The organism is Clostridia bacterium (assembly GCA_035628995.1).
Taxonomy (GTDB): Bacteria; Bacillota; Clostridia; order Lutisporales; family Lutisporaceae; genus BRH-c25.
This window is the reverse complement of record DASPIR010000002.1, coordinates 1-17,435: the sequence shown is the minus strand read 5'-3', so window position 1 is coordinate 17,435 and position 17,435 is coordinate 1. Positions and strand designations below refer to the sequence as shown.

The window sequence follows — 17,435 nt, the reverse complement described above, 5'->3', positions numbered from 1 at the left end:
ATTGATTTATGTAACCTCCGATACTTTTACACCCCCTTATTCATCTCTTGTCCTTATTTATATAATTATAAAACTTAATATGCGCAGAACTTGTAAAAACTGGTTATTGCTGTAATAACTTTTTATGTTCTATATGTATATATTTTATCTATATCAAACAAAAAACGAGGGAATTCTCTTTCCCTCGTTCTGATGTGTGAGTAAAAAAATAACGGCCACCCCTAAAAGTAGCCGCTGCCATATTTTCGATTTATTATCTGCTGTATATTTCAACCAGCTTAAGTATTACTTCAACTGCCTTGTTCATTGAATTTATGGATATATATTCGTACCTTCCATGGAAGTTATGCCCACCGGTAAAAATATTCGGAGTGGGAAGTCCCATGAAGCAAAGTCTGGCACCGTCCGTGCCTCCTCTGATAGGGGTTACTATTGGTGTTACTCCTACTGCCCTCATTGCCTTTTTAGCATTATCAATGACATGAATTACAGGTTCGATTTTCTCCTTCATGTTGAAGTATTGATCCTCGAGTTCAAGCCCGACTGTACCTTTACCATATTTATCATTCAAGTACTCAGCAATTTTGCGTACTCTCTCTTTCCTAGCCTTTAGCTTTGACTTATCAAAATCTCTGATAATGTATTTCATGGAGGTGGTCTCCACGTTTCCTGATATTTTTTCCAGATGGAAGAACCCTTCATAACCCTCAGTATGGCCTGGTGTCTCAAATTGAGGAAGCATCGAATTAAATTCCATAGCCAAAAGCATCGAGTTTATCATTTTGTCTTTGGAACTGCCTGGATGCACACTTCTTCCATTTATAACGATGTCGGCTTTTGCTGCGTTGAAGTTCTCATATTCCAGCTCACCCAGCTCTCCCCCGTCAATAGTATAGGCAAAATCTGCATTGAACTTTTCTACATCAAAATAGTCAGTACCTCTTGCTATTTCCTCATCGGGAGTGAAAGCTATTCGTATAATCCCATGAGGAATTTCGGGATGCTTCAACAGATGCTCCAGCGCTGTGACTATTTCTGCTATCCCCGCCTTGTCGTCTGCTCCCAATAGGGTAGTGCCGTCAGTGGTAATCAAATCCTGTCCTATGTATTTAGACAGCTCAGGGAATTCCTTAGGTGAAAGCACAAGCTTGTGCTTATCATTGAGCAGTATGTCCCCTCCGTCATAATTTTTCACTATATTAGGCTTTATATGGGCTCCGCTGGCACCGTCACTTGTATCCATATGTGCTAGAAAACCAATTGTCGGAATACTTTTGCCCGTGTTGGACGGCAATGTAGCCATCAGATATCCGTTTTCATCAAGACTTACGTCCTTTAAGCCGAGTTCCTCCAGCTCCCGTTTGAGTTCTCTTGCAAGCGCAAGCTGTCCAGGGGTACTGGGCACAGAGCTTGAATCCTCACTGCTGGTTGTGTCGAAGCTGACATACCTAAGAAACCTCTCTACTACTTTCTGCATAAAACCCTCCTGTTATATTAAGTGTATAAGCTATACGTTTTGCGAAATATCCCTTGTATTTTTCAATCAAATTTCGCAAAAAGTTTCCTTAGTCATTATTGAATTCGCACCATACCCGATGTAATTTCTTTTGTGCGTTCAATAAAAAATATAGCTTATGCCATAGTTTTATCATAATATAATATTACCACAGTATAAGCATTTACTCATCAATAAAATTTCATTTTTTTATTTTTTATGGAAGGTCTATTTGGGCAACAATTATACCTTCGTGCCAATCATCTGTCTCATATGTACAGCTGCCCTGAGGGGTAAAAAGATAGCCGCCCCCTGGGAAATCCTCATCTTCTGTACGTCCCGCCTGTGTTGCCGCTGCTATATAAATGCCACTTTCTTCAGCATACTTTCCCAGTTTGCTCTTGCACTCACTTTTCCACCAATTAAAGCCCGACTCCCAGTCTCTGTTCTCCTGCTCGCCGTATAATCCTGGGGCGGCACTCTCAAAGACCAAGCTAGCCCCCTGTTCAGCATATTCCTTGAATATTCCACCATCATCTAAGTCTGCACATATTGCTAATCCGAAATTGATTCCAGAATGCGAAAATATGGGGGTTTCGGTACCAGGGGAAAACCAATCTGACTCATCGCCGCATATATTCTTTTTCCTATAGAAGCCTGCTACCTTTCCTTCCTGAGCTACCAGCTGAGTTATGAAGGGCTTACCCTCATAGTTCTTCTCTGCAAAGCCTGCAATAATTGTAGTCTGGTAAGTGAAGCTCATATCGGCTACCTTCTGGATTGCGGAATGGTACCTTGAGATCACGGCTTCAGGATATTTTAGTGGGTTTATGTAGCCGGTTATATTCATTTCGGGAAAGCAGACTATATCCGCACCTTTTTTTTTGCATTCCTCCAGGTACTTATACATGCTTATTATGTTATATCCTATTGCTCCTTTTTGACATTTCATCTGTGCAAGTCCCAGTGTTAATCCTCTCATGTCCCGCAGCCCCCTTAAACGAATAAATATATGTAAAATGTTCCAGTTCTTTTTAAAGATTTCCTCCATGATTATATGAATTGCGACATTTTTCGCTTATTTGGTATTTCAAATGTATTTGGTTTGCTTATAACCTTTAAAACTAGTAGGCTCCCGAATATGGGAGCCTACTAGCTTGATTTTATATTATATTAGGGTCAATCTTGTTCTTCGCGTGACAATCATGCTGTAATTCGTTGATTGCAGGGCCTTCAATTATTTCCCCCTCATAGGTAAACCTGGAGCCATGGCACGGGCAATCCCAGGACTTTTCTGCATCATTCCATTTCAATTCACAGCCCATATGTGTGCAGGTTGTATCCACAGTATGAAGCTGCCCCTTTTCATCCCGATATACCCCCATTTTATTTCCCTCAATTTCTACCGCTTTTGCCTCTCCTTTTTCAACCTCAATGTCCTGGGGCAGCGGTTTAAGCTTCCCTGTGATTAACTTAGCTGCAACATCCGCATTTATCGAAATGAAGCTGGTTATAGAAGGATTGGGGATAAACCTTGAAGGGTCATATACATCCGTCCATGGGTTCTCGCCTTTCACAATCAAGTCCTTTATAATCATAGCTGAGGCTGTGCTGTTTGTCATGCCCCACTTTCTAAAGCCCGTTGCCACATATATATTAGGTGTTCTTGATGTCAATCTGCCTACATAGGGCACTTTATCGAGTGTAGTATAATCTTGGGTAGACCACCTGTAAAGCAATTCCTGCACGTCATAATGCTGATGTGCATACTCCACTAGACTTTCATAGTGCTTCTTAAGATTTGTCCCATGGGCTGTCTTGTGGTGTTCACCACCGACAATAAGTATCTCTTCACCCCCGAATTCTTGAGAACGTATCGATCTGCCAGGGTCCTCCGCTGTAATATACATACCTCCCAGAAACTTCTCCTTTACCTTTACCGCTAAAACATAAGATCTTTCTGGATACATTCTGGCGAAATAAAAACCCATACCATCGTAGCACGGAAAATGGGAGGCTATGATAACATTATCAGCAGTTACCTTTTTCCCCTGATTGGTAATTACTGTGCTCGGATTCCCCTCATTAATATCAACCACTCTTGAATGTTCAAATATGAAGCTTCCAGCCCCCTCTACCTTATTGGCTAAAGCGAGCAGGTACTTGCGAGGATGGAAACGCGCCTGGTCCTCAAACTTTACTGCTCCTTTGACTTTAAAAGGCAGCGGAATGTTTTCTAAAAAGGTCGCTTTTAAACCAAGGCTGGCCGCAGTGTTTGCCTCATCTGCCACCTTCTGCAGATATGAATCGGCAAGAGTGAAGGTGTATGAAGGCTCCCGATGAAAATCGCAGTCAATCCCCTCATGCTTTATCAGATTTGAAATAGTACTGATGGCCGCCTCATTTGCATCAGCATACTGCCTTGCCTTTTCCTCGCCCATATAACTTTTTATTCTGCTGTAAATAAGACTGTGCAATGATGTGATTTTTGCAGTGGTATGCCCAGTTGTACCCTGAACAATTCTGTCTGCTTCAATAACAGCTACCCTTAAACCCTCTTTTTTCAGCAGATAGGCAGAGGTTATACCTGTAATACCTCCCCCAACAATTGCAACATCAACTTTAATATCCTGTTCTAGAGCGGGATAGTTAGTCCTGCCCGTAGATGCCAACCAATAGGACTCAGGAGGTGTCTTAAAGTCGGCATGATTCACTATCTTGTTATTTTCCATAACTCTTTTCACTCCCCGTAGTATTCATAACCGTTTACCATTCCTAGCTATGATTTACTTCTTTTACAAAATTATTCACACTACATTTTAGGGTGCAAAAGTGAATATAATTAATGAGATATAGAAAGGCAGGTATAGATAGATGATGAGTGTTAACCGAATTATAGTATACGTTATAATAGCAGCATTAGCTGCCTTGATGTTCTTTTCAATATCTGAGTACAATCATGAATACGCCAAATCACCAAATGCCGGCTTGAAGGGTAAATTGATAGTCATAGACCCGGGGCATGGAGGGATAGATGGGGGAGCGTCTCTAGGTGAACACTTCAACGAAAAGGATATTAACCTTGATATATCACTAAAACTGAAAGAACGTCTTACGAATGCCGGAGTAAAAGTAATACTTACAAGAGACAGCGACGTTTCTCTCGAAAGCAAAAGTGATTTGCAGTCATCAAGATATCGGAGGGACTTGGATGCACGGCGGGATATAGTGGATAACAGCGGTACAGATGTTTTCATTAGTATACATTCCAACTGTTTCCGCAGCAACCCAGAAACAAAAGGGGCAATACTTTTTTATTACTATGCATCCGAAGAAGGAAAAAACCTGGCTCAATTGGTCGGCAGCAGCATTAATGAAATTGTTTATAGAAACTTCTTAAAAAACAATACTCTAAAATCCAAAATACTGCCCGAAAATCTATTCATACTGCGAAGCACAAAAGTCCCCGGCATACTTGTTGAAACAGGTTATATGACAAATTTGGAAGAAGGAAGGCTGCTGAGACAGGATGATTTTCAAGCATTTATGGCAGAGGCCATATTTGACGGGCTTCAGAACTATTATCACGAAACTCATGTACGAGAAGTGGTACACTAATGAAATCTATACTTTCCTATTCGTTATAAAGAAAGACATATATACTATAACAACTTCAATTTTATAATATTGATAATATGGAATATTATAATTATTCACATTAGTATGACTTATTTGAATACTTATACTCCCCTGCAACTTGTTTATTCTTTAACAAATCATTATAGTATTAGCCTTATCAGTTGTAATATCTATGCATATATCAAAAACTGCAATATGAATAAATATTATTTTGAGCTTATACACTATTGACTTTTATTGTCATAAATGTTAACATTTAATTATAAAATAACTTGTCGAAATTTGTTGTATAATGTAGGAGGAGGAGAATAAATTGAAGTCCACAGGAATTGTAAGAAAAGTTGATGAGCTAGGTAGGGTTGTAATTCCGATAGAATTAAGGAGAACCCTTAATATAGAGGAAAAGGATTCCTTAGAGATATATGTTGATGGCGAACATATCATATTGAAGAAATATGAGCCAGCATGCATATTCTGCCAAAATGCAAAGGACGTAATTGTTTACAAAGGCAAAAACATTTGCCCAGCTTGCATGGAAGAATTCAAAAAGTAATTCAAAAGGTTAGGAGAAATCCTAACCTTTAAATTTTACTAATTTACTTTATTCAAATCTTCTAAAAGCTGATCTCCATCAAAACCATGCACCATAGCAGCCTGTTCCACAGACTCTCCTGTAGCACCCGGTCAGCCAAGGCAATGCATTCCATATCTCATGAAAACCTCAGCAGTATTGGGATTTGCTCTCAAAATCTGAGCCACAGTCATATCCTTTGTGAATTTCATGTTTTGTCCTCCTTTCAAATTCTCTGACAGGTATATGTTTCGCAGTAAATCCTTTAAAAAATAGTTCAATACTGAGAAACATTTTCATTATTGTTATAAATCGCAGCTAATCAAAGTAATCTTCATTGTGCGATTTATATAGTAGCAAAGCAAAGCTAAACTGTACTATTCTATATTGCACCCTATTTTATATATTTCCTTTTTGGGCAATTTTCTATCCTCTGCTACTTTTTTAATTGCTTCCTTTTTATCTATTCCCTGTCGCAAATACATTTTTAAGTGTTCCTCAATGGATATATTATCCCATTTCTTTAATTCAATATCAATAAGTTCTTTTTCATTTATACCTTCAATGATCAGAACGAATTCGCCTTTTATCGTCCGCTCTTTAAAAATACTTATTACTTCGCTTATATCAGCTCTTACTGTCTCTTCAAATTTTTTGGTTATTTCCCTTGATACCGATATTCTTCTCTCTCCCAGCTGTTCCTTTATCTCACTTAGTGTATCCAGCAAACGGTGGGGAGCTTCATATAGTATAATGGTTCTTGTTTCATTAGAAAGCTTTTGAAGTCTCTCTCTTCTCTCCTTTTTATTTGACGACAGAAAGCCTTCAAAGCAGAATCGTACTGTTGAAAGCCCCGAGACTATCAATGCCGTAAGTGAAGCACTAGGCCCGGGAATAGGAATTATATCAATGTCGCTGTCAATACAAAGCCTGACCAGCTCTTCGCCGGGGTCCGATATGGCAGGCATGCCTGCATCAGAGACCAGCGCTATATTTTTCCCTGATTTTAGAAGCTCTACTATCTCGCTGCCCTTTTCATATTTATTATGTTCATGATAGCTTATCAAAGGCTTTCGAATTTCGAAATGATTCAGCAGTCTGATAGTATGCCTGGTATCCTCAGCGGCGATAATGTCCACTTCCCCCAGTATCCTAATGCATCTTAAGGTTATGTCCTCGAGGTTCCCTATGGGTGTTGCACATAGATATAAAATTCCGGCCATTATTTCGTCCTCCCGTATATTCTATGTATCTCTTCAGTGTATTCACCTTTTTCATCATGTATATACAGCGGATCCATGAACTTAAGCTCCTTATTTCCCCCTCTGGCTCCTTCAATCAGCAGAAGATTGGGTCTTTTCCCTATGGAGGGGTGTACAAACCGTATACGCTTTGGCTCAATTCCACTGTTTCGCATTTCGTATATTATATCTGCCAAACGATCAGTCCTATGCACCATATAAAACTTTCCCCCTGGTTTAAGAAGCTCTCTAGCGGTCATCAGCACCTCCTCCAGGCTGCACATTATCTCAAACCTTGCAATAGCCTTGGATTCAGAGGGGTTGTTTATTCCACATTCCTTCTTCACGTAGGGGGGGTTGGTTACTACGCAATCATACCTTGCCTTTCCCAGAAGCTTAGGAGCATCCTTAAGATCCATACACAGCACCTTAATGCTTTTATCGAGCCCATTGAGTTTGATGCTGCGCAGAGCCATCTCAGCCATATCCTGCTGTATTTCCACTGCTGTTATCTCCAATGGTTTTTTCTTGGCATATATAAGGATAGGAATGATACCCGTACCGGTGCCAAGATCAATGACCGAATGCTCATGCTTCACATTAGCGAAGTCTGCCAAGAGTACTGCATCTACACCAAACCTGAAGGAATCGCTTTTCTGTATTAATTTATAACCGTTCTGCAAATCATCAACAGTTTCATCATGCAATATAAGTTCTTCCATGTCATACCTCTTTTAAAGAAATTCGGAAACATTGCCCTTATTGCTTACACTAGGAAGCCTAAATGGAAAAAAAGACCTTAACGGTCTTTTTTCATGCGATAATTATTCCTGTACCGGAGCATCAACTGGACAAACGTTAGCACATGCACCGCACTCGATGCACTCATCTGGATTGATAACGTATTTATCATCGCCCTGGCTTATGCAGTTAACTGGGCATTCTGGTTCACATGCACCACAGCTTATGCAAGAATCTAATATCTTATATGCCATAGTTACACCTCCTATATGAATTACATTTACATTTTATCACTAATGTTTCATAAATAAAACCCTTTGATCAATTTTTTATAATTTTTCAATTTTAATAATCACTAATTATCCTCAAGACGCTCCAGATTCTCAATATCGCCCTCAATATCAGGCTCCACATCCTTACCTGGTTTTAGCTGCACTATTTCCTTGACAGGAAAATCCTTGACAATGCGAAGATTGCCCTCCATCAGCTCCAGCTTAACCTTGACCACCTCAAGAAGTATATTGGATCCCACCACTTCCCCACGGCCTTCAGGAGTGTCAACCAATGCCCCTACCTTAGGCATGTATTTCCTTGAGTTTTCGTATGTTTCGTGCTCATATTTCAGGCAGCACATAAGTCTGCCGCATATACCGGAAATCTTTGTAGGGTTGAGGGATAGGCTCTGTTCCTTTGCCATTTTAATAGAAACCGGCGCAAAATCCCCAAGGAAGGTAGAACAGCAGAGGCTTTTCCCACAGGGACCCATGCCGCTGATCATTTTAGCTTCGTCTCTTACACCAATCTGGCGAAGCTCTATCCTTGTCTTGAAAACTGAAGCCAAATCCTTCACAAGCTCCCTGAAGTCCACACGTCCGTCTGCTGTAAAGTAGAATATTATCTTGTTGTTGTCAAAGGTATATTCCACATCAATAAGCTTCATTCCAAGATTATGATGGTTTATTTTCTGAAGGCATACGTTGAAAGCTTCCTTTTCTTTTACCTTGTTGTCTTGATACACTTTATTGTCTTCTTCCGTAGCAATTCTCAGAACCTGCTTCAGTGGTGCGATTATTTCATTCTCAGGCACTTCTCTTATTCCCAGCACGGCCTTACCGAATTCAATACCTCTGATGGTCTCCACCACAACACTGTCATCAACATTTATTTCCAAGTCGCCGGGGTCAAAATAGTATATCTTGCCGGCTTTTTTAAACCTGACTCCAACTGTTTTAACCATTGTATAAACTTACCTCCACAATATTTAATAGCATGCCATCTACACTGTTTTTTATACCAACATTATGCTTGACATACCTCGTAGTATTCTTAATTATATCTATTATACTGTTTAATTTGACATCCGTCAAAACAGTATTATGCTTTGCCAATCTATCCAAGCTGTCAATATTGATAATAAGCTGCTCGTGAGCTCCTTGACTCTCCCTGTAAACCATCAAATCCCTAAACCAGACCAGCGAAAACTCCATGAACCTTTCCGCTGCCTCCTTATCCTCAACAACTGCTGAAGCAAGAAGTAATGCCTCACTCCCATTCCCCATCAAAGCCTTCTCAAGTATATCCACAAACCTTTCACGAGCCCTGAGACTCTCCTTATCCTGAAGAAAGTCAAGTGCCTTGCCAACAACGCCCTTGGAGTACCGCACCGCCGCTTCAACCTCTTCTAATGGATAATCGTACTTTTCTTCTATGAAATCCTTCATTTCCTTCATATCTACCGGTTTGAACTGATATATCTGGCATCTTGAAACAATAGTAGGCAGTAAAAGGTCATGGTTTTCTGCAAGCAGTATAAATACAGTATTTTCAGGTGGTTCTTCTAGAGTTTTCAAGAATGCGTCCTGTGCATCATGAGTCATCTTTTCTACATTTTCAATTATTATTACCTTAAATCCGCTTTCAAATGGCTTTTTGGCGGCATCACTAATTATTTGGCGGATCTGTTTAATTTTTATACTCTGGCCGGTAGGTCTCACAACTTCTACATTTGGATGATTGCCACTGCCTGTCCTTATGCAGGAGCTGCAGCTGCCGCAGGGCTTCTCCGAAACTGCCCCGGTGCAGTTTAAAGCTGCGGCAAAAATAAAGGCCATGAGCTTCTTACCACAGCCTTTAGATCCACTGAAAATATAACCGTTTGCAGTCATATCGTTTTTTATTGCATTTTTTAGACTTTCCACTATTACCCTCTGACCTGCTACGTCACTAAAACCCATTACCATTCTCCTTTTCACCAGGAACTACATGTACATGTCAAAAAGCATACCCTTAATGGTTCCTATACTATCAAGTATCTTTATGTTGTCCTTCTGTTCCTTCATAAATTCTCTGCTAAGCTCCTCAACCTTGGCATTTACCTTTTTTACAAGGGCATATACCTTATGTCTCCCTCTTCTGTCAAAATGGCTTTGCTTTGAGAATTTAAGCGAGTTGTTCACTACTTCGCCCATGAATTCTGAAATAAGCTTCTTATAATTTTTCAATTCCTTTATATCCATATTTTTGGACAGGTGTTCCCCTTGCTTCTCGATATCACTCATCAGCCTGTTTAAGCGGCTTGTCAAGTCCTGCTCCGCTGTTTTCTTGAGTGTATCGCCAAAACTTGACCTGTCGCTTGTGATATCCGATCTCCTGTCTTCTCGTGCCAAAGCACTGGAAATTGTACTCGGATGGCTTTGTATATCAGATATTTTCATATTGATACTCCTTATACCTTCTCAAACCTGTCAATGTCAACTACAAATATTGTCGCCCCACCAACCATTACATCTATAGGATATGGAATAAACACTCCCGCAGAGCCTGTAGGCGGAATAGGGGTGGTAAAGGTCTGCTTCCTGCTCTTGCAGATATCCTTGATTATGGTTATTACTGAATCTACCCTATCCTTTTCCACACCAATCATAAGTGTAGTATTTCCTTCCCTTAAGAACCCGCCGGTTGAAGCAAGCTTTGTGCTGCTGAGCTTCTCTTTGACTAACTTTTCCACCAAATCATCAACATCATCATCCTGTACAACTGCTAATACAAGTTTCATTGCTATTCCTCCTTGAAATATTTACTTTATCACACATACCGTTTCCAGCTTATTATCATAAGCCCCGTTTATCTTTATCCGTTGCTGCACGCAGAGTTTCAGATACTCATAAGCTTCCCGGGTAATCATCTCTCCGGGCATCAGAATGGGTATCCCCGGAGGATAAGGTATTATCATTTCTCCGCATACCCTGCCTATGCTTTCAGAAGCTTCCACATGCTCTTTCTCACAGTATACCGCTTCCCACGGCAAGATAGAAAGCTCTGGAGGCTTAATAAAGGCTTTTGTAGTCTTTACCTCTGTCCTTATGCTTCCCGCGGTCTTTGCAATGCCCCTCAATGCATCCACCAGCCTTTCATAGTCGGCTCGGTGGTTACCTATTGTCGTTAATGCAACTATATTATATAAATCGGCCATTTCGACTTGTATCTTGAAGTCCTTTCTCAATATAGCTTCAGCTCTGGTACCACTCATTCCAGCAGCACTGAAATTTACAGTTATCCTTGTTGGATCCAAATCGCTGATACCATATGTGCCTATCCTGTCAAAATCCAAACAGTACAGTCCCGCAATGCTGTTGATTTTATTTCTTGCCTCATTACTCCAAGCTATAGCATCTTCCAAGAGCTCGTGACCTAACTCCTGCATTATATATCTTGCAGTATCCAATGAGGCCAGAAGTATATGCGAGGGACTTGTTGTCTGGGTCAGCTGCAGAAATAGCTTCAGCTTTTCTATGTCTACCCTTGAAGATTTTACATGCAGCATCGAGCTCTGAGTCATCGCAGGAAGCGTCTTATGAATGCTTTGTGCAGTCATATCTGCACCTGCTTCGAGCGCCGACACGGGCAGCCTTTCATTGAAGCTCAAATGAGAGCCGTGGGCTTCATCAACAAGAAGCAGCATACCCTTTTCGTGCACTATCTCTGCGATTCTTCTAATATCAGAGCATACTCCATAATAGGTAGGGCTCGTAATAACAACAGCTTTTGCATCACTATGCTTTTCCAATATATATTCTACCGTTTCAGGTTTTATACCCATTGCTATTCCAAGCTCATCATCCATTTCCGGATCTATATACACCGGTACCAGCCTGCCTAATATTACAGCCCCATACACCGACCTATGACAGTTGCGCGGTATTATTATCTTATCTCCGGGATTTGCTGCTGCCATTATCATTGAATAAATCCCAGAGGTGGTTCCGTTGACCAGAAAAAAAGAATGCTCTGCACCAAAAGCTTCTGCAGCAAGTTTTTGGGCTAATAGTATAGAGCTCTCAGGACAATGGAGGTTGTCAATTCCGGGCACCTCGGTGGTGTCCAGCGCCAACAAATCACCGTTTAGAAATTCCATGCCTGCTTTCTTGTATATGTCACCGTTTTTATGTCCCGGCATATGAAAGGACACAACTCCCTCATCCCTGTATGCTATAAGCGATTTTAATATTGGTATGCTGTTAAGATTCATCAAATGCCCCCTAACTACTTTAAAAGCACTTCGGCAAATTTGCCCTTATATTTCTCAGGTTCTGTGTGATAAAGGTTGTTACCCCTGCTATCTATAGCTACTATGAGTGGAAAGTCTTTTACCGTAAGCTTCATTAAGGCTTCCGCTCCCAGCTCGTCGTATGCAATCACCTCTTGTGACTCTATTGTCGCCGCAATATAAGCTCCCAACCCGCCAATAGCTGCGAAATAAACGGCATTGCTCTTTTTCATCGCTTCAACAACAACCGACCCTCTATCACCTTTGCCAATCATACCCTTAAGCCCAAGCTCGATAAGCTCAGGAGCATACTTATCCATCCTTCCAGCGGTAGTGGGACCGAAAGGACCTGCAACAGCACCAGGTCTGGCTGGACACGGTCCTGCATAATATATAACCTGCTGCCGTACATCAATAGGTAAGTCTTGCCCGTTTTCCAGCGCCTCATGCATCTTTTTGTGAACCGCATCTCTGGCAGTATATATAACCCCGCTAAGCAGCACAGGATCTCCAGCATTCAATTGCATTATATCCTCGTCTGTAAGAGGTGTTGTTATTCTCTTATTCATATTCTATATTTCTTCCTTTCACTGAAAAATGGCTAGATTACCCTTTCCATATGCCTGGATGCATGGCAGGTAATATTCACAGCTACAGGCAATCCGGCAAAATGTGTAGCATAGGCTTCTATGTTAACCGAGAGAGCCGTCGTGATGCCTCCCATCCCTTGAGGTCCGATTCCTAAGTTGTTTATTTTATGCAGAAGAGCTGTTTCAAGTTCTCTGTAATAACTATCATCATTACCCTTGTCCAAGGGTCGCAGCAAAGCTTTCTTCGCCATCAAAGCTGCCTTTTCAAAGGTTCCCCCTATACCAACCCCTACTATAATTGGCGGGCATGGATTAGAACCTGCCTTGACTACCGTATCCAGCACAAACTCTGTTACCCCTTCCACTCCATCTGAGGGCTTCAGCATTTTTATACCACTCATGTTTTCACTTCCGAAGCCCTTTGGCATAATCTGTATCTGTACCTTATCTCCCGGCACTATATCATAGTATACTATGGCCGGAGTATTATCACCGGTATTTACTCTACTAATCGGATCAGCCACAACTGACTTCCTGAGGTATCCATCCTTATAAGCTCTTCGAACTCCCGAATTAACAGCTTCATTAATATCACCGCCGACAAAGCAGACTTCCTGTCCTACTTCAAGGAATACCACGCTCATACCGGTGTCCTGACATATAGCTACTTGATTTCTTGCAGCCATGTCTGCGTTTTCAATTATTTTATCCAATATTTCCTTTCCTATAGGAGAAATCTCTATGCCTCTATATTCATCGATTCTTTTTCTTATATCTGCGCACAAATAGTAATTAGCATTTATGAAAAGCTCCTTTATCGTTTCGCAAATTACATCTACATTTATCTCTCTCACTTTAAGATTCTCCTTGTGAATATTTTTAATGTTATTGGCTATTATTAGTATTAACCGCATTGATTTAATAATCTAATTATACTAATAAATCAAGACACAATAAAGGCTTATAGAAATATATACTATTATTTGTTAAATTCGCATATTTCGCCTGTATATTTTATTATTATTATTAATTTCTCAATATACCCCATAAAATGTTATTGTTCTCTTAATATTGTTTGATTATTGCACTTGCATTATATATAATAAAGAAAGTAGCGTATTCCTTTCAGCTGCATATATAGTAGTATGGGGTTAATTGTAAAAAAACAACAATTAGATATTGGGGAGTGATATTATGCTCCGACCGGAGATAGAAAAATATTTGCATATAATACTAAGGGTATTGGCATATTTGACAATAGCTTTGATTTCATATTTTGCACTCAGGCTTGTATTAATATATTTCACACCTTTTATTACTGCATTAGTATTGTCCTTTATACTTGAGCCTCTTGTAAAGTTCTTTCAGAAGTTAAAGCTGAAGCGTGGCATTTCTGTGGCATTGTCAATCTTGCTTTTTCTTGGGGGCTTTATTGCTTTTTCAATATTCGCAGTTACTAGAATTGTATATGAATTCATAAAGCTTTATGACAGGCTGCCGAACTATTATGAGGGGTTGTACAACCTTTCTGCTAAAATAATTCAGCAGGTCACCGACTTGTATCTTCAACTGCCTCCTGAAGCTCTCAACATTATACAGGATGTGCTCAAAACTGTCTTTGAGAAAGCCACAACCTTCTTAAGCCATACAACAACATGGTTGATAAATACTTTAACAGCACTGCCGTCTACATTGATATTCTTGATAATTACACTTATTGCAACCTTCTTCCTGACAAAAGATAAATATATTATAAAGGATTTTGTTTTCAGACAGCTTCCATCACCCTGGGGCACAAAACTAACTTCATTAAAAACAGATCTCTTCGGGGCCTTGATAGGTTTCCTAAAAGCTCAATCAATAATATTGAGCGTGACCTTTTCTGAATCCTTTATAGGGTTGACCTTTATAGGTGTTGACTATGCCTTTACTTTAGCAATCGTCATAGCTTTGCTTGATATACTTCCTGTTCTCGGTACCGGGGGCATTTACGTCCCTTGGGCAATTACAAACTTTGTAATGGGAAATTACAGGATGGGCGTTGCACTTCTTGTGCTATACGGAATAATAACAGTTGTAAGGTATATGATAGAACCAAAGATAGTAGGGCAGCAGCTAGGGATACATCCCGTTGTCACACTTATGTCAATGTTTGCAGGCTTGAAGCTTATAGGTCCGGCAGGTCTTATTCTCGGACCCACTTCAGTGGTTGCAATAAAAGCCTGCCAGCATGCAGGGATACTGCCAAAGTTCAAGTAAATATTGAAATGATTAACCGAATAAAAATAATAAAAAAAGCCGCAATTGAACTTGTCAAATGCGACTTTTTTATTGCTTGTTTAAGAAAGAATGTTACTAACCATATCATAACTTTTAGCAGCAGGAAGCTCTATTACAAATGTAGCTCCTCCATCCAGATTGTTAAAAGCAAACAGCTTTCCACAATGATTCTCAATTATCTTATGCGATATTGCGAGTCCCAAACCTGAACCATTGTCTTTTGTTGTAAAGAACGGTTCAAAAATCTTATCCAGATACTCCGGCTTTATACCGCTCCCATTATCCTTGAACTCCATTTTAATAAAATCATTTATCTGATCGAACCAAATGCTTATATTCATCCTCCCATTTCTGGGTAGAGCATCAATTCCGTTCTGAACTATGTTTACTATTACCTGCCTTATATTTTCCTTATCAGCATAAATGCTTGGCATCCCTTTTTGCATATCCACATTGATATTGATATTCTTGTTCTCAGCATAGCTCTCGACCAAAGGTACTATTTCTTCTACAACTTTGTTAATGCTTGTTTTCTCAAGCTTTGGCTTATTTTGTGTAAGAGCAAGAAACCTTTGCAGGAGTACACTTATCCTCTCTATCTCACTTGTAATCACTTCATAATATTTACTGTCCTCGAGGCAGTGCTTCTTTCCCATTATCTGAATAAGTCCTTTAATAGAACATATAGGATTTTTAATCTCATGTGCCAGCTCTGCAGCCAACTGTCCGGCTGTTGCCAGCTTTTCTACGTGCATCAACTGCTGCTCAAGTTTTTTCTTTTGAGTGAAATCATGGACAACCGCAAGAACTCCCATTAAATTTCTGCTTTTACTCCATAGCATATATGTTGATACATCAATATAAAGCACTTCCGTATTCCTGATAAATACTTTCTCTTGCTGCCTGAACTCCTTCTGCGTCTCTAAAGACTCAATCACCATCCCCGGCAGCAATTTGTTTTGGCTATCTGTATCCCACTCAATGAGCAAGCTATATAAGTTCTTGTTAATTATCTGATTTTCTTCAAGTCCTAATATGCAGCATAAACCTTGGTTTACACTTCTAACTTTTCCTTTATTGTCAACAACTATTATTCCGTCAGAAATTGTATTAAATATTGTACTGCCTTCAGACATTTCATCCCGCATAATTCCTGTTGCACTTTTAAGCACTGTGTTACTCTTTATAAGGTTGTACATACTGTAGCTGATGAACAGTATAAGCAGCACCTCGCTTAAAGCAAGTGCTTTAAACATCTTATCACTGCCCACGCTGGAATTTGCATACATAAAAATTACGTATATCATATTGAAAGCAAAGAATAATGCAGCTAGCAATGCTAAAATATATTTAATTTTAAGTGATAAGCTGCTTAACATTTCTTTCATTATATGCCCACCCTTTATATACATTTCCTTCCAAATAGAGCTAGTGCTGTCAAGTATTATAAGTATAGACTATAAAAAGGAATTTAAACATGCCTTTTATATATATAGTTATCTAGTTCTATAAACAGAACCAAAAACTCATTGGTCTACCAATTATATAATAAACTATACATTTCAAAAATAATGTATTGACAAACAGTAAATTTTATGTAAAATCTTGTCGAATTACAACGAAACTTAGTATAAGGATTAGACAAAAATAAAAAATACGATATGATTTCTCACATCGTATTTTTTATTTACCCGGCAGCAATCAAGTCTTTAACAAACTACCCACAAGTACGACCCAGGCGGCGATCCAGCTTTCTGCATGAGCTGCCCATAAGCATCACTGCGCAGAACAGCTATCCTTAATCTATCGCAGTCGACGAAGCATCGCTTCGTCGCTAACGGGTAACAAAAATCAGTCGCATATAGCACAAAAAATATCACAAAAACAAAAGAAACGATAGAATCATATCTATCGTTTCTTTTGTTACCCGGCGGCGATCTACTCTCCCAGGACCCTGCGGTCCAAGTACCATCGACACTGGAGAGCTTAACTTCTGTGTTCGGGATGGGAACAGGTGTGACCTCTCCGTCATTGCCACCAGATTATGAAGGTTTGTACCTTCAAAACTGCATATTATCGTAAAGTTTGTTAGCTTCTACGGTTTTCCACTAAGATGTTCTATTAACTTTTGCTACATCCCGTTGCTCTCGCAAAGGGACCCGCAAAAGAGAACTTCTAAGTGTAAAACCTGTTTTAGATCAAGCCCTCGACCTATTAGTATCGGTCAGCTGAACACATTGCTGTGCTTACACCTCCGACCTATCAACCATGTAGTCTACATGGGGTCTTACCAGATTACTCTGTGGGAAATCTTATCTTGGAGTCGGTTTCG

General features: G+C 39.9%; 18 protein-coding genes and 2 rRNA genes. 3 read left to right on the top strand and 17 right to left on the bottom strand.

The annotated features are described in order from the left end of the window. Nucleotides 1–253 precede the first annotated feature (253 nt). The 3 genes from pepT to VEB00_00300 form a co-directional block, all read right to left on the bottom strand. Nucleotides 254–1,477, bottom strand: coding sequence for a peptidase T (gene pepT, locus VEB00_00310; GenBank protein ID HYF81457.1), 1,224 nt, complete (start codon nucleotides 1,475–1,477; stop codon nucleotides 254–256). A 235-nt stretch (nucleotides 1,478–1,712) separates the two neighbouring features. Beyond that, nucleotides 1,713–2,477, bottom strand: coding sequence for a carbon-nitrogen hydrolase family protein (locus tag VEB00_00305; GenBank protein ID HYF81456.1), 765 nt, complete (start codon nucleotides 2,475–2,477; stop codon nucleotides 1,713–1,715). Between the two features lie 181 nt (nucleotides 2,478–2,658). Then, entirely contained in the window at nucleotides 2,659–4,227 is a 1,569-nt protein-coding gene (locus VEB00_00300) for an FAD-dependent oxidoreductase (protein HYF81455.1), read from the bottom strand. 142 nt (nucleotides 4,228–4,369) lie between these two features. Between VEB00_00300 and VEB00_00295 the strand changes: the two genes are divergently transcribed. Both VEB00_00295 and VEB00_00290 read left to right on the top strand, forming a co-directional pair. Beyond that, nucleotides 4,370–5,113 carry an N-acetylmuramoyl-L-alanine amidase gene (locus tag VEB00_00295; GenBank protein ID HYF81454.1) on the top strand — a complete coding sequence of 248 codons (744 nt, stop codon included), beginning with the start codon at nucleotides 4,370–4,372 and terminating at the stop codon, nucleotides 5,111–5,113. A 334-nt stretch (nucleotides 5,114–5,447) separates the two neighbouring features. Then, the gene (locus VEB00_00290; GenBank protein HYF81453.1) at nucleotides 5,448–5,687 is read left to right on the top strand and encodes an AbrB/MazE/SpoVT family DNA-binding domain-containing protein; all 240 of its coding nucleotides are present in this window, start codon (nucleotides 5,448–5,450) and stop codon (nucleotides 5,685–5,687) included. 38 nt (nucleotides 5,688–5,725) lie between these two features. Here VEB00_00290 and VEB00_00285 read toward each other — a convergent pair whose 3' ends face one another. From VEB00_00285 to VEB00_00235, 11 genes are all read right to left on the bottom strand, one after another. After that, entirely contained in the window at nucleotides 5,726–5,917 is a 192-nt protein-coding gene (locus VEB00_00285; GenBank protein HYF81452.1) for a DUF1858 domain-containing protein, read from the bottom strand. Between the two features lie 165 nt (nucleotides 5,918–6,082). Continuing rightward, nucleotides 6,083–6,928 carry a 16S rRNA (cytidine(1402)-2'-O)-methyltransferase gene (gene rsmI, locus VEB00_00280; GenBank protein HYF81451.1) on the bottom strand — a complete coding sequence of 282 codons (846 nt, stop codon included), beginning with the start codon at nucleotides 6,926–6,928 and terminating at the stop codon, nucleotides 6,083–6,085. Continuing rightward, on the bottom strand, nucleotides 6,928–7,668 hold the full coding sequence (locus VEB00_00275; GenBank protein HYF81450.1) for a tRNA1(Val) (adenine(37)-N6)-methyltransferase: 741 nt from the start codon (nucleotides 7,666–7,668) through the stop codon (nucleotides 6,928–6,930). The genes rsmI and VEB00_00275 overlap by 1 nt, the downstream gene beginning before the upstream one ends. A gap of 102 nt (nucleotides 7,669–7,770) precedes the next feature. Next, nucleotides 7,771–7,941, bottom strand: a complete 171-nt coding sequence (locus VEB00_00270) for a 4Fe-4S binding protein (protein HYF81449.1) — start codon at nucleotides 7,939–7,941, stop codon at nucleotides 7,771–7,773. Between the two features lie 101 nt (nucleotides 7,942–8,042). Next, the gene (locus VEB00_00265) at nucleotides 8,043–8,924 is read right to left on the bottom strand and encodes a stage 0 sporulation family protein (protein HYF81448.1); all 882 of its coding nucleotides are present in this window, start codon (nucleotides 8,922–8,924) and stop codon (nucleotides 8,043–8,045) included. Beyond that, nucleotides 8,917–9,921 (bottom strand): DNA polymerase III subunit delta', encoded by a 1,005-nt coding sequence (gene holB / locus VEB00_00260; protein HYF81447.1) that lies wholly within the window; start codon nucleotides 9,919–9,921, stop codon nucleotides 8,917–8,919. The genes VEB00_00265 and holB overlap by 8 nt, the downstream gene beginning before the upstream one ends. 24 nt (nucleotides 9,922–9,945) lie before the next feature. After that, complete coding sequence (locus tag VEB00_00255; protein HYF81446.1) at nucleotides 9,946–10,401, bottom strand: YaaR family protein; 456 nt, start codon at nucleotides 10,399–10,401, stop codon at nucleotides 9,946–9,948. An 11-nt stretch (nucleotides 10,402–10,412) separates the two neighbouring features. Further along, complete coding sequence (locus VEB00_00250; protein ID HYF81445.1) at nucleotides 10,413–10,742, bottom strand: cyclic-di-AMP receptor; 330 nt, start codon at nucleotides 10,740–10,742, stop codon at nucleotides 10,413–10,415. Nucleotides 10,743–10,763: 21 nt separating this feature from the next. Beyond that, nucleotides 10,764–12,215, bottom strand: a complete 1,452-nt coding sequence (locus tag VEB00_00245) for an aminotransferase class I/II-fold pyridoxal phosphate-dependent enzyme (protein HYF81444.1) — start codon at nucleotides 12,213–12,215, stop codon at nucleotides 10,764–10,766. Between the two features lie 14 nt (nucleotides 12,216–12,229). Next, entirely contained in the window at nucleotides 12,230–12,802 is a 573-nt protein-coding gene (locus VEB00_00240) for a Fe-S-containing hydro-lyase (GenBank protein HYF81443.1), read from the bottom strand. A 32-nt stretch (nucleotides 12,803–12,834) separates the two neighbouring features. Further along, nucleotides 12,835–13,677: a fumarate hydratase gene (locus tag VEB00_00235; protein HYF81442.1), complete on the bottom strand. Its 843-nt coding sequence runs from the start codon at nucleotides 13,675–13,677 to the stop codon at nucleotides 12,835–12,837. A gap of 340 nt (nucleotides 13,678–14,017) precedes the next feature. On the opposite strand from VEB00_00235, the gene ytvI reads away from it, so the two are divergent. Next, nucleotides 14,018–15,082, top strand: coding sequence for a sporulation integral membrane protein YtvI (gene ytvI, locus VEB00_00230; GenBank protein HYF81441.1), 1,065 nt, complete (start codon nucleotides 14,018–14,020; stop codon nucleotides 15,080–15,082). A gap of 80 nt (nucleotides 15,083–15,162) precedes the next feature. Here ytvI and VEB00_00225 read toward each other — a convergent pair whose 3' ends face one another. The 3 genes from VEB00_00225 to VEB00_00215 all read right to left on the bottom strand — a co-directional run. Continuing rightward, nucleotides 15,163–16,491 (bottom strand): ATP-binding protein, encoded by a 1,329-nt coding sequence (locus tag VEB00_00225; GenBank protein ID HYF81440.1) that lies wholly within the window; start codon nucleotides 16,489–16,491, stop codon nucleotides 15,163–15,165. 537 nt (nucleotides 16,492–17,028) lie between these two features. Then, nucleotides 17,029–17,145 (bottom strand): 5S ribosomal RNA (gene rrf / locus VEB00_00220). Between the two features lie 152 nt (nucleotides 17,146–17,297). After that, a 23S ribosomal RNA gene (locus VEB00_00215) occupies nucleotides 17,298–17,435 on the bottom strand; the annotation flags it as partial.